This window comes from Sinorhizobium kostiense (assembly GCF_017874595.1).
Lineage (GTDB): Bacteria > Pseudomonadota > Alphaproteobacteria > Rhizobiales > Rhizobiaceae > Sinorhizobium > Sinorhizobium kostiense.
In genome coordinates this window covers 217606-229342 of the sequence record NZ_JAGILA010000001.1, presented here as the reverse complement: position 1 = coordinate 229342, position 11737 = coordinate 217606, and the positions used below count along the sequence as shown (strand labels likewise).

At 62.5% G+C, this 11737-nt stretch carries 13 protein-coding genes; 6 read left to right on the top strand and 7 right to left on the bottom strand.

Annotated features, from left to right (window positions below; genetic code table 11):
• The first annotated feature begins 8 nt into the window (after window positions 1-8).
• On the top strand, window positions 9-926 hold the full coding sequence (locus J2Z31_RS01010; protein ID WP_209600015.1) for a cation diffusion facilitator family transporter: 918 nt from the start codon (window positions 9-11) through the stop codon (window positions 924-926).
• 137 nt (window positions 927-1063) lie between these two features.
• Window positions 1064-1528: a preQ(1) synthase gene (queF, locus tag J2Z31_RS01005; protein ID WP_209600014.1), complete on the top strand. Its 465-nt coding sequence runs from the start codon at window positions 1064-1066 to the stop codon at window positions 1526-1528.
• A 188-nt stretch (window positions 1529-1716) separates the two neighbouring features.
• Here the strand turns inward: queF and J2Z31_RS01000 are convergent, their stop codons facing one another.
• Both J2Z31_RS01000 and J2Z31_RS00995 read right to left on the bottom strand, forming a co-directional pair.
• Window positions 1717-2193 carry a GNAT family N-acetyltransferase gene (locus J2Z31_RS01000; protein WP_209600013.1) on the bottom strand — a complete coding sequence of 159 codons (477 nt, stop codon included), beginning with the start codon at window positions 2191-2193 and terminating at the stop codon, window positions 1717-1719.
• Window positions 2194-2251: 58 nt separating this feature from the next.
• Complete coding sequence (locus J2Z31_RS00995; protein ID WP_209600012.1) at window positions 2252-2833, bottom strand: HupE/UreJ family protein; 582 nt, start codon at window positions 2831-2833, stop codon at window positions 2252-2254.
• A 260-nt stretch (window positions 2834-3093) separates the two neighbouring features.
• Between J2Z31_RS00995 and J2Z31_RS00990 the strand changes: the two genes are divergently transcribed.
• The gene (locus J2Z31_RS00990; protein ID WP_408022002.1) at window positions 3094-3684 is read left to right on the top strand and encodes an ATP-dependent Clp protease proteolytic subunit; all 591 of its coding nucleotides are present in this window, start codon (window positions 3094-3096) and stop codon (window positions 3682-3684) included.
• Between the two features lie 541 nt (window positions 3685-4225).
• Window positions 4226-5935, top strand: a complete 1710-nt coding sequence (gene leuA / locus J2Z31_RS00985) for a 2-isopropylmalate synthase (RefSeq protein WP_209600010.1) — start codon at window positions 4226-4228, stop codon at window positions 5933-5935.
• A gap of 200 nt (window positions 5936-6135) precedes the next feature.
• On the opposite strand, the gene J2Z31_RS00980 is transcribed toward leuA, so the two are convergent.
• The 4 genes from J2Z31_RS00980 to J2Z31_RS00965 form a co-directional block, all read right to left on the bottom strand.
• Window positions 6136-6963, bottom strand: coding sequence for an anti-sigma factor family protein (locus J2Z31_RS00980; RefSeq protein ID WP_209600009.1), 828 nt, complete (start codon window positions 6961-6963; stop codon window positions 6136-6138).
• Between the two features lie 3 nt (window positions 6964-6966).
• On the bottom strand, window positions 6967-7485 hold the full coding sequence (locus J2Z31_RS00975; RefSeq protein ID WP_209600008.1) for an RNA polymerase sigma factor: 519 nt from the start codon (window positions 7483-7485) through the stop codon (window positions 6967-6969).
• Window positions 7486-7699: 214 nt separating this feature from the next.
• Window positions 7700-8245 (bottom strand): tetratricopeptide repeat protein, encoded by a 546-nt coding sequence (locus J2Z31_RS00970; RefSeq protein WP_209600007.1) that lies wholly within the window; start codon window positions 8243-8245, stop codon window positions 7700-7702.
• 131 nt (window positions 8246-8376) lie between these two features.
• Window positions 8377-9279: a metallophosphoesterase family protein gene (locus J2Z31_RS00965; protein WP_209600006.1), complete on the bottom strand. Its 903-nt coding sequence runs from the start codon at window positions 9277-9279 to the stop codon at window positions 8377-8379.
• 128 nt (window positions 9280-9407) lie between these two features.
• Here J2Z31_RS00965 and J2Z31_RS00960 point away from each other — a divergent pair, with 128 nt between their 5' ends.
• Complete coding sequence (locus J2Z31_RS00960; protein WP_209600005.1) at window positions 9408-9875, top strand: NUDIX domain-containing protein; 468 nt, start codon at window positions 9408-9410, stop codon at window positions 9873-9875.
• Between the two features lie 22 nt (window positions 9876-9897).
• On the opposite strand, the gene J2Z31_RS00955 is transcribed toward J2Z31_RS00960, so the two are convergent.
• Window positions 9898-10893, bottom strand: a complete 996-nt coding sequence (locus J2Z31_RS00955; RefSeq protein ID WP_209600004.1) for a glutathione S-transferase family protein — start codon at window positions 10891-10893, stop codon at window positions 9898-9900.
• A gap of 257 nt (window positions 10894-11150) precedes the next feature.
• Between J2Z31_RS00955 and J2Z31_RS00950 the strand changes: the two genes are divergently transcribed.
• Entirely contained in the window at window positions 11151-11705 is a 555-nt protein-coding gene (locus J2Z31_RS00950; RefSeq protein ID WP_209600003.1) for a GNAT family N-acetyltransferase, read from the top strand.
• Window positions 11706-11737 lie beyond the last annotated feature (32 nt).

Sequence of the window (11737 nt, the reverse complement as noted above, 5' to 3'; positions counted from 1 at the left end):
GAACGGGAATGACCGTGCTCGACAACCGGACAGTCTTGCGGTTTGCCTTCTGGGGCATACCGCTGTCCCTCGGCGTCATGGGGCTGAAGATGCTTGCCTGGTGGGTGACCGGGTCGGTCGCGCTCCTTTCCGACGGGCTCGAGTCCACGGTAAATGTGATCGCCGCCGTGATTGCTTATGCAATGATCGGATATGCGGCGAAGCCGGCGGACGCATCCCACCCCTTCGGCCATCACAAGGCGGAGTATTTTTCCGCAGTGATCGAGGGCGTGCTGATCGTGGTTGCGGCGCTGACGATTCTGTGGGAGGCGATACCGGCAATGACGGCGCCGGTACTCATCGAGGCGCCGGTGCTGGGTCTCGCGATCAATCTTTCCGCCGGCGTGATCAACGCCATCTGGGCCTGCCTGCTGATCCGGGCGGGCACGCGCCATCGCTCGCCGGCCCTCAGTGCCGATGGGCACCATATCCTGTCGGATGTCGTGACCTCCGCGGGCGTTCTCGTCGGTCTTGTGCTGGCGCTTGCCACGGGCTATGCCATCCTCGATCCGCTGCTTGCGGTGGTCGTCGCCGGCAATATCCTGTTCCAGGGTTGGAAGGTCATCTCACGCTCGATCGACGGGCTGATGGACAGGGCCGTGCCGGCGGAAGAGGAAGAGGCGATCAAGCGGGCGATCGCCACCAATGCGAGTGGCTCGCTCGGTGTTCACGATCTGAAGACGCGGCAGGCCGGTCCGGCGACCTTCGTCGATTTTCACATGGTCGTGCCGGAGGCGATGCCGGTCGGCGAGGCGCATGATATATGCGACCGCATCGAGGACGCCATCCGCGCCGTCCAGCCAGGCGCGAGGATTGCCATTCATGTCGAGCCGGAGGGCGAGAAGGCGCATGGGGTGCGCGTCAAGACCGCAGCGCCGCGCGTCTGAACATATGAAAAACGCTGCTGCAGCGCTTTGCATTGCTGAAATGATCTTAAGGATCAATGCACCAGCGGGACGAGGAAGAGAGCGTGCAGTCGTTTGCCCGCATACCCCGTCTCAACTGACATTGGAGAACGACGGAAATGACGAAAACGGACGTATCAGGACTTTCACAACTGGGGGCGAAGGTCGACTTGCCGCAGAGCCCGGAGGAGGCGGTGCTGGAAAGGGTGCCGAGCGGCCATGCGGGCGCGGATTTCGTGGTCCGCTTCACCGCGCCGGAATTCACCTCGCTCTGCCCGATGACCGGACAGCCGGACTTCGCCCACATCGTCATCGACTACGTGCCGGATGGCTGGCTGGTCGAGTCGAAATCGCTCAAGCTTTTTCTGCACTCCTTCCGCAACCACGGCGCCTTCCATGAGGATTGCACCATGGAGATCGGCAAGCGGCTGGTGTCGCTACTGTCGCCGAAATGGCTCCGCATCGGGGCTTACTGGTACCCGCGAGGCGGCATTCCGATCGACGTCTTCTGGCAGACGGGCAATCCGCCCGAAGGCGTCTGGCTGCCGGACCAGGGTGTGCCGACCTACCGCGGCCGCGGGTGACCGAGGGCGCGGGACAAGACGCCTCCCCACAAGGGGGAGGGGGGAGGGGCTAGGCGTCCGCGGCGATCGCCTGCCCATTGTTGGCATTTGCGTCTGGCGGCAGCGTTGAAACAGAGACGGCGAGAGGCGGCAGGTTAAGTCCCTTCCCCTCGAGGGTTGGGGAGGGGTAACGCGCGCGCCGATTGGCCTCAAAGAGGCCTTGAGAGACCAATCTTCTCCAGATTGGTCTCGAGGATCGGATCGTACAGGGCTCCCCTCCAAACCTCGCGGTATCCGAGATGCAGATAGAGCTGAAGGGCGCGCTCGTTCAGGGCGGCCACCTGAATATGCGCCTCGGCATAGCCTCGACCGGCGATCTGCGCCTCGAGCGCTCGGATCAGAGCCGATCCGGCGCCACGTCCTTCGAAGGGCGGTGCCACCCAGACGTCGCTGATGGTATCGTTGTCACCCTCGCAGGCGCCGAGACCCGCGGGTTCGCCATCAATCTCGGCGATAAGCACACGCGGACCGAGTTTCTGCAGGAACGGCAGGAAGGGATTGCTTGCGGCAATCCTGGCGGCCACCTCGGCCGAGACGAGTGGCCTTATCCCCTTCAGCCAGGCTGTGAGGCCGATCTCGGCAAGGATATCTTTCTCCTGCGGGAGTGCAGGGCGGATCATCAGCATTCAGGCGCCGTTCCCGAAGGGGCCGGACCGAAGCCCAGCTCTCTTACTCTTCATGCAATCATCCCAAGATCAAGACCGCGCCCGCGGCGGCGGTGAGGCCGCCAAGAAGGCGGGCGACACTGCTGCCGCCGCCCGGCAGCTTGCCGAGCAGCATGCCGAGGCCGATGCCGGCTGCATGCAAGAGAGCGGTCGCGATTGCGAAGCCGGCCGCGAAGGAGGTTATTGCGGCTGCGCCGATCTCGCCGCCATGAGCATGGCCATGGAATAGTGCAAAGGCGCCGACGATGGCTGCGGCCTTAGCGGCATCGAGCCGCATCGCCATTGCCACGATCAAACCCAGGGCGACCACCGAAGCAAGGATCGCCGGCTCGACGAAGGGCAGGGGCGCTCCAGTGATGGCGAGCGCGAAGCCGAGCGTCATGGTTGCGACAAAGGCGACCGGAACCGCCCAAAGTGCCCGCCCGCCGGTCTGCGCCGCCCAAAGCCCGACGGCCACCATCGCGAGAACATGGTCGGCACCGAAAAGCGGATGCGAAAGGCCCGCCACCAGCGAACCGTGCGCGGTCGGGTCCAGATGGGCGAAAGCCGGTGCGGCGGAGGCCGTGAGCGCGGCGGCGGCGATGACAAGCTGTTTCTTCATTCTGGTCCCCTGTCGACAGGCCATCGGAGGCAGCCTGCCCTGTTTTCCCCGAGCGGCAAGGCGAACGGCACTCGCCACGATTGCTGACGCGCTGATCTTATTGGGCTTTTTTCCGCTGTCCATACGACATTTGCCGCCCGGCACATTCGCCGACCGCACAGCGGCAGCTGGACCCGGCGTGCTTCGCCCGTTTCATTGCATTGTTTTCGCTGTCGAGTCGCATTATCTGACTTTGAGACATTTCACGAGGAGTCCGGAGAATGCGGATGAACGACGACGAACAGGAAGAGAAAAAGACCGAATTGCCGCTTGGCAAAGAAACGGAGGCGAACCTTTTCAAGTCGCGTTCGATTTTCATTTACGGAACGATCAACCAGGAACTGGCGCAGAAGGTCTGCTCGCAGCTCGTGGCGCTTGCCTCGGCCAGCGACGAGGATATCCGCATCTTCGTCAATTCGCCGGGCGGCCATGTCGAATCGGGCGACAGCATCCACGACATGATCAAGTTCGTGAAGCCGAAGGTCTGGACGATCGGCACGGGCTGGGTCGCCTCGGCCGGCGCGCTGATCTTTGTCGGTCCGCCCAAAGAGCGCCGCCTGTGCCTGCCGAACACCCGTTTCCTCTTGCACCAACCGTCGGGCGGCACTCGCGGCATGGCCTCCGACATCGAGATCCAGGCGCGCGAAATTATCAAGATGAACGAGCGCCTGAACAAGATCTTCTCGGAGGCAACCGGCCAGCCGGTCGAAAAGATCGCCAAGGACACGGATCGCGACTACTGGCTCGGAGCGGAAGAGGCGAAGGCCTATGGTCTCGTCTCGCGGATCATCACCTCCGTCAACGAAATCTGATGTCGAGCTCCCGGCCGGGATGAGCAGGCGACTGCCCATGACCCGGCCTGCCGTCCAGCTTCTCCCCGCAAGTGGACGAAGGAGACTTGCAGCGCCCGCTCAGGTCCCACTCCCCGCCTGCGGGGAGTGGATCTGAGGGCAGCCATGTACGCAAGCCGCACCGGAATTGCTCGGCATCCTTGTCCTCAGGCAACTTTCTTCTCCTCTTGCCCCGGCACGTCGAGCCGTGTATAGGCACTCCCATGACCCAGGCGAAGGTACACAAGATCGCTCAGATCTTCTCCGGACGCGATGACAATCGCGCATCCGCTCGCGCTTTCGCCTCGCTTCTTCTTCTCGGCCTTACTCGCGGTTGCCGGGTCCGTTGAGGAGCGCCCGGCGGCCGAAAAGCCTTGCCGGCAGACAGCTCCTCGGAAATCCCAAAAGTTGCAACAAGAGTGAAACAGAGCGCGGTCCCGCACTGCATCGGCCATCGCAATATTCCCGCTGATCGGCTATTTGATGCGGCACGCGACATTCCAGTGACGAAGAGAAGCTGCACATGATCCTGAAATCGCACACCATCAAGCACGGCATGGCCGAAGCTGCGGTGAAATATCAGCCCTATCCGCAGGTGGCGCTGCCGGACCGCACCTGGCCCTCCAAGAGCATTGCCAAGGCGCCGATCTGGTGCTCGGTCGATCTTCGCGACGGCAACCAGGCGCTCGTCGACCCGATGGGGCACGACCGCAAGGCGCGCATGTTCCATCTGCTCCTGGACATGGGCTTCAAGGAAATCGAAATCGGCTTTCCGTCGGCTTCGCAGACTGATTTCGATTTCGCCCGCTGGTGCGTCGAGGAAGGCGATGTGCCGGAGGACGTGTCCCTGCAGGTGCTGGTGCAGTGCCGGCCGGAGCTGATCACGCGCACTTTCGAGGCGCTTGAAGGCGCACACAGGCCGATTGTCCACTTCTATAATTCGACGAGCGAGTTGCAGCGCCGCGTCGTCTTCAGCAAGGACGTAGCCGGCATCAAGCAGATCGCGACCGATGCCGCCAAGATGATCACCGACATGGCGGCGAAGGCCGGAGGCGGCTACCGATTCCAATATTCGCCGGAAAGCTTCACGGGCACCGAACTCGAAGTGGCGCTGGAGATCTGTAACGCCGTCACCGAGATCGTCAGGCCGACACCGGACAACAAGCTCATCATCAACCTGCCCTCGACGGTCGAAATGGCGACGCCAAACGTCTACGCCGACCAGATTGAATGGATGTGCCGCAATCTAGACGACCGCGAGAACCTGATCATCTCGCTGCATCCGCACAACGACCGCGGCACCGGCATTGCCGCCACTGAGCTCGGCCTGATGGCGGGCGCGGATCGCGTCGAGGGCACGCTCTTCGGCAATGGCGAGCGCACCGGCAATGTCGACGTGGTGACGCTGGCGCTGAACATGTTCACCCAGGGCGTCGATCCGAAGCTCGACTGCTCAGACATCGAGCGGATCAAGGAAGTCTACGAATATTCCAACCAGATGGTCATTCCGGAGCGCCATCCCTACGTGGGCGAGCTCGTCTACACCGCCTTCTCCGGATCGCACCAGGACGCGATCAACAAGGGCATGAAGGCGCTGAAGCAAGCGAACAAGGAGCTGTGGGAAGTGCCCTATCTGCCGATCGACCCGCGCGACGTCGGCCGCAGCTACGAGGCGATCATCCGCATCAACTCGCAGTCGGGCAAGGGCGGCATCGCCTATATCATGCAGGAGGATTACGGCATCAACCTGCCGCGCAACCTGCAGATCGAGTTCCGCGAGGACATCCAGCGCATCACCGACGAGGAAGGCAGGGAACTGCCTTCGAAGCGCATCCACCAGCGGTTCCTCGAGTGCTATGTCGAGCAGCCCGGCGCCCGCATCAAATTCGTCGATCACCACACCTATCCGGCAAGCGAGCACAAGGGCCTGCGCGTCGTCGCAGCGGAGATCACCGATAGGGGCGAGGTAATGCGGATCGAGGGCAAGGGCACCGGCCCGATCGACGGATTCATCAATGCACTGTCGATCTATCTCGGCATCGAGCTTTCGGTGGCGGACTATTCCGAGCATTCGCTGCAGCACGGCTCGAACGCCGCCGCTATCGCCTATGTCGAAGTGGAGTATCCGGGCGGCACGCTCTTCGGCGTCGGCATCAACACGAACATCGTCGCCGCCTCGCTCGAGGCTATCGTATCGGCCGCCAACCGCGTGCTGGAGACGATGGGGAAGTGAGGCCCTTTTCGGCCGGGTGAGCTCGCGACTGCCCCTCACCCTGTCCCCTCTCCCCGCAGGCGGGGAGAGGGGACAACGAGTTCGTGAGCCCCCTCCCCAGTCACTGAGAACCATGGGAGGAAGCGGGAAGCGTGCCGCTTGTCCCTTCGCCCCGCTTGCGGGGAGAAGTGCCGGCAGGCGGATGAGGGGCTTACTCGACGTCAGATAACCGCCGCCGCCGTCTGAGCGATGTCCTGCAATGCGGGATCAGATGACGGTCCGATCAGGACGAAGGAGGCTTTGTCCTTCTGCCAGGTGACAAGGCTTAAATCCCCGCGGATCGTCTCGCTGAATTGATCCGGCTGTTCGCTACTGCCGTTCCTTTGGAAGCAGATGGCGAAGATGTTGCCGTCGCGGTCGCGATAGACCAGCTGGGCGACCGGCTTGCCATTGGCGACGAGCAATCTTGCGCCTTCGAAGGTCAAGCCCTTGGGCGAGAGATCGGGGATATTGAAGGCGACGCCGACGCTCGAGGCAAGCCAGGTTTCGATCTCCGCCGCTTGCGAAGCCGGCACCTCGACCAGGTGCCGCTTCTGGCGCGCGTAGATGCGGTGATAGTCGGCGATCTCCTGAACCCATGGGCGCTCGGCCGCTTCTGGTCCGGGAACATAAGTGTTGACCGTGCTGCCGAGAATGAAGCCGGAGGCGCCGCCCAGAAAGAGGAGAACCACCGATGCGGCGGCCAACCGCGGCCAGACGCGGGCGTTTCGCTGCGGCAGGTTCGCCGTTGCAACGCGTGCGAAACGCGGTGTGATGCCGGGTCCCTGCTTGATCTGACGGACGAGCGCCAGCGGCACCGGATCGTGAAGGAAATCCTCGAACGCTTTGTTGCCGAACGCGCTGCCCGCCCTCAGCGTCTGCAACAGCGCCCTGGCTTTTTCGTCACGCGCAAGCAGCGCGTCCAGCTCCGATTTCTCCGCCTCCGGCAGTTCCCCGTCGATATAGGCAGACAGCCGAATTTCGAGAGCCAGTCCCTTCGTCTGCTGCAACGGTCAAGCCCTCCTTTCCGAATCCTCGGACAACATCGCTGCGAGCCTTAGGCGCGCTGTCGAGAGCCTGCTCATGACCGTGCCAGCGGGAATCCCGAGTATGTCGGCAGCCTCTCGATAGCTGTAGCCGTCGACGTTCACGAGCAGGAATGCGCTCGCCAATCCCTCCGGCATGGAGAGGATCATCTTCTGCAACTGATTGGCATAAACTGCCCTCTCCCTGGAGGGCTCGGCGCTGAGCTCGTCCTCATCGAAGATGTCGACCATGCTGCCGCCGCCGCAAACCTTCCGTTTGCGGACTTCGTCTACCCAAAGATTGCGTGTCATGGCGTAGACCCAGCCCTCCAGCCGACCCTCCCCGTTCCATAGCTGGCTGCGCGTGATCGCCCGCTCGCAGGCCTCTTGCACGAGATCGTCGGCGTCCTTGGCATCGCGCGTCAGCGTCAGGGCGAAGCGGCGCAATTTGGGCAGCAGGCCGACCAAATCGCGTCTGAAATCCTTCATGTCTGCCGCTGGGCGCATGTCTTTCCTGATGAGAGGCGGGCCACACGTCTTTCGCCGCGGGAACGCACTGCTCATGATATGAAACTTGATCCGAAGTCTGCAAGGGAAGAGCCGGAACGCGAAGAGCTTTTTGCGTCCCGGCCCCTGTTTTCCCTAGGCGCAGATTTCCCTGGGCACAGAATCGCCGTTCTCGCCGGCAACGATGACGGACCGCCCTTGCCGGAGCGCTCCGTCAATAGCCGCGCAGACCTCCAAGAGACTGGAGCAGCGCCTGGTAGGCCCAGCTGTTCTCGCCGCCGCGGTCGCGGATTTCGATGAGCTGAACTTTCGCTTCCTCGATACGGCCCTGCTCGACCAACGCCTGTCCCATATAGGAGCGGGCGAGGAGGTAGTTCTCGTCGGCCTGCAGGGCGCGTTTGTAATACTGCATGCCGAGCTCCATGCGCCCGGCCTTACGGTTGGCATAGCCGAGGTAATTCAGGACACGCGCGCTCTGCTGCTCCTTCATGGCGCCGAGAACCTTGATCGCGTTTTCGTATTGGCCGGCATAGGCGAGTTCGCGCGCCGCGTCGAACAGGATATCGTCGCCAAGATCGCTCCTCTTCGCCTCGACGCATCTGTTCCTTTTCGCGTTCCAGACATGGCCGTTCTTGCACTGGGTGGTCGTCTTCGTCTTCTTCGGTGGCGTGCTGGTGTTATCGCCGACGGCCATGGCCGGTTGGCCGGCGAGCGAGGCCGTGAAAGCCGCAAGGGCGAAGAGAATGATCTTCCGGTTCATCTTGGCTGTCTCCTGAAAGCATCGTGCGGTCGCAGGTGAACCGACGACGCAAATACGCCCCGGCGGCTGGCCGGCTCAAATGACTAAGACTCGCGAAGCTTATCGTTTATTCGCCGGCCTGTGAATTATCCTTAGAAACGGGTCACTTCCGCAAGCGTGGCGGCGCTGGCATCGGCATTGAGCGCGAAGCGCTCGCGCGTCAGTTGCCAATTGCCCGGCGCGCCGGCGATTGAAAAGAGATTATAGGCGGCGACGGGCTTGCTGCCGCCGGGGGCTTGCGAGGCCGAGGCGATGCCGACGACCGGCACCGGCCCCGCATGGCCCCTGAGCCAGTACACCGTATTGAGATGGGTATGCCCGTGCAGCACCAGTTCGGCACCGCCAGACGAGATCGTCGCGGCGAAACGGCGGATGCCGATCATGCGCTTGTGCATCGATGTCGCACCGCGGATCGGCGGATGATGGATCATGACGACCCGGAAGAGCCCGGCCTCGCCGGCGGCGCGCAGGAGGTTCACCGTGGCGCGCGCCTGCCGTGGTCCGAAATAGCCGCTCGCTGCGAAAGGAGGCGTAGCGACGGCGGTCGAACAACCGATGAGCGCTACCTGCCCGCGCACTCGCATGAAGGGAAAGCAAGAATGCCCCTTCAGCCAGCCAGCCGGGCTGACGTCGCCGCGCATATAGGGGTACCAGGCGTGGGACATTTTCTCGTAGGCACCCGGTACATAGGCGTCGTGATTGCCGGGCACGACCGAGATGTCCTGCGGGTCGCCGGCCTCCGCCAGCCATTCCGTCACCGCCTTGATCTCGAGCGTGGAGGCGAGGTTCACGAGATCGCCGGTGATCACCAGGTGGTCGGGTTCGCGTTTCTCGATATCCTCCATCAGGCACTGCAGCGTGCCGGGAAAGAGATGGCGCGCGCGATTCCTGTGCCAATTGACGAAACCGGTGATCCGCTTGGAAGCGAGTTCGCGCAGCGTGAGCTCCGGCAGGGGCCCAAGGTGGACGTCGGAAATATGCGCGAGTTTGAACATTACCCTCCGTCTAGCGCATATTCGATGGAAGGGGAATCGCTTGAAAGGATTATCCCATAGCACCGCGCATCTTTTGAGGCGCCAAAATCTGGCCCTGGTTCGACAGTTCACGTGAAGGGAGTAGTGAGATGCAAAATTGGCGGCTCCGCCTGCTGACGCGGTTCGCCCATGTCTATTTCGCGTTCTCCCGCGGCATGACGCTTGGGGTGAGGGCGGCCTGTTTCGATGACGAGGGGCGGGTATTCCTCGTTCGGCACACCTATCTGCCCGGCTGGCATCTCCCCGGCGGCGGTCTCGATCGTAATGAAACGGCCGTCGAAGGGCTCGTCCGGGAGCTCAAGGAGGAGGGCAACCTTCGCCTAACGACGCCGCCGGCACTCGTCCATGTCTATTACAACCGCGGCACCAGCCGGCGCGACCATGTGATTTTCTTCCGCTGCGACCGCGTCCGGCAGGAACAGCCGAAGCGCGCAGACATGGAAATTGCCGCGGCGGAGTTCTTCGCAATCAACGAGTTGCCGGAGGACACGACACCGGCGACGCGGCGTCGGCTTGCGGAGCTGGCCGGAACGTCGGCGCCGGATGCGTTCTGGTAGATTAGTCTAGGTGAGGGCAAGCCTACCCCACGCTTTTATATCTAAACCCATCACGCCCGTGCGGAGCCGCAAGGTCGACCTCCGGACCGACCGGCACGATGCCGGTCGGATTGATCATCCGGTGGCTCTGGTAATAGTGCTGTTTGATGTGGGTCATGTCGACCGTCTCGGCAACGCCGGGCACCTGATAGAGATCGCGCAGATAGCCGGAAAGGTTCGGATAGTCGGCAATGCGGCGGATGTTGCACTTGAAGTGGCCGACATAGACCGGATCGAAGCGGACCAATGTCGTGAACAGGCGCCAGTCGGATTCGGTGATGCGATTGCCGAACAGATAACGCCGCGAGCCTAGCCGGTCTTCGAGTTCGTCCAGCATCGCGAAGAGGGTGGTGACAGCCTCGTCATAGGCTTCCTGCGTTGTCGCGAAGCCCGCCCTGTAGACGCCATTGTTTACCGCGTCATAGACGCGCGCGTTGAGTTCGTCGATCTCCACCCTCAGTTCTTCAGGGTAGAAATCCGTGGTCGAGCCGGTCAGATCATTGAAGGCCGAATTGAACATGCGGATGATTTCCGCTGACTCATTGGAGACGATGGTGTTCTTCTGCTTGTCCCAAAGGACCGGCACGGTTACGCGACCCGTGTAGTTCGGATCGGCGCGCACATAGACTTGCCACAGGGTTCTTGAGCCGAAGAGGTGGTCGGGCGTGCCGCCGTTCTCTCCCTTGAATTCCCAGCCATTGCTCAGCATCAGCGCATCGACGACGGAGAGCGAGATCAAATCCTCGAGCTTCTTGAGCTTGCGGAAGATCAGTGTGCGGTGTGCCCAGGGACAGGCGAGCGAGACGTAAAGATGGTAACGCCCCGCCTCGGCCTTGAAGCCGCCTTCGCCGGAGGGGCCTGGCGAACCATCGGCCGTGAGCCAGTTCCGGAATTGCGACACGCTGCGCTTGAAACGTCCGTTCGTCTCGACTGTGTCGTACCAGACGTCCTGCCAGACACCATCCACCAGCCTGCCCATGACCGATCTCCTTCCTGACCCTTGGTGTCGTCAAAGATAACGCGGGAAGCCGCCGCAGATAGGTCTCAAATCGTGAACGCTGCGTTTTTGCTTTGACGGGAGATAATTTTCTGCTATCGGCGACGGAACGCTTTTCATTTGGGAAACGACGATACCCATGATCCTGTCGGGAAGCCTGCGACGACGCTGAAGCTGCAAACGCCCTTCTTGGGCGAGCCATCTCATTTTGTCCGTTCGTATGCCGGTTCTCGATATCCATGAAAAAGCACGATCTCGTCTACTTGACAGAAGACGCGTCCCACGACGCAGCCATCGAAATCATCAATGAGGAAGCCTTCGGCCCCGGCCGGTTCGCCCGCGCGGCCGCGCGGATTCGCGAGCAGGGGCCGCACGACCGGTCGCTTTCCTTCATCTGCACTGATGACGGCGAAACGATCGCGTCGGTGAGGATGACGCCGGTGATCGCCGGTTCCGTCCGGGGGCACTTGCTCGGGCCGCTTGCCGTGCGCCCGTCGCACAAGAACATAGGCATAGGCCGGGAACTCGTGCGCATCGCGGTGGAAGCGGCGCGGCGGAAGGGCTCCGAAGCGGTGATCCTCGTCGGCGATCCGCCCTATTACCAGCCGCTCGGCTTCGAGAAAGTGCGCTACGGCGCGCTCGAATTCCCCGGGCCGGTGGATCCGGCGCGCGTGCTGGTCGTGCCGATCGCGGCGGATGCTCACGCGCGGCTCGAAGGGGTGATCACCTGGCGGGACGACAGCGTTGCGGCAGCCCGCGAGAGTGAAGAGCCGGCCACGGGGGCGGCCGCCTGAGCCGACTTGGTCAGGTGGACAAGTAGGCCGCT

Coding starts and splice junctions, on each gene's coding strand:
- J2Z31_RS01010 (WP_209600015.1), top strand. CDS start 9: ATGACCGTGCTCGACAACCGGACAGTCTTGCGGTTTGCCTTCTGGGGC.
- queF (WP_209600014.1), top strand. CDS start 1,064: ATGACGAAAACGGACGTATCAGGACTTTCACAACTGGGGGCGAAGGTC.
- J2Z31_RS01000 (WP_209600013.1), bottom strand. CDS start 2,193: ATGCTGATGATCCGCCCTGCACTCCCGCAGGAGAAAGATATCCTTGCC.
- J2Z31_RS00995 (WP_209600012.1), bottom strand. CDS start 2,833: ATGAAGAAACAGCTTGTCATCGCCGCCGCCGCGCTCACGGCCTCCGCC.
- J2Z31_RS00990 (WP_408022002.1), top strand. CDS start 3,094: ATGCGGATGAACGACGACGAACAGGAAGAGAAAAAGACCGAATTGCCG.
- leuA (WP_209600010.1), top strand. CDS start 4,226: ATGATCCTGAAATCGCACACCATCAAGCACGGCATGGCCGAAGCTGCG.
- J2Z31_RS00975 (WP_209600008.1), bottom strand. CDS start 7,485: ATGCGCCCAGCGGCAGACATGAAGGATTTCAGACGCGATTTGGTCGGC.
- J2Z31_RS00970 (WP_209600007.1), bottom strand. CDS start 8,245: ATGAACCGGAAGATCATTCTCTTCGCCCTTGCGGCTTTCACGGCCTCG.
- J2Z31_RS00965 (WP_209600006.1), bottom strand. CDS start 9,279: ATGTTCAAACTCGCGCATATTTCCGACGTCCACCTTGGGCCCCTGCCG.
- J2Z31_RS00960 (WP_209600005.1), top strand. CDS start 9,408: ATGCAAAATTGGCGGCTCCGCCTGCTGACGCGGTTCGCCCATGTCTAT.
- J2Z31_RS00955 (WP_209600004.1), bottom strand. CDS start 10,893: ATGGGCAGGCTGGTGGATGGTGTCTGGCAGGACGTCTGGTACGACACA.
- J2Z31_RS00950 (WP_209600003.1), top strand. CDS start 11,151: ATGAAAAAGCACGATCTCGTCTACTTGACAGAAGACGCGTCCCACGAC.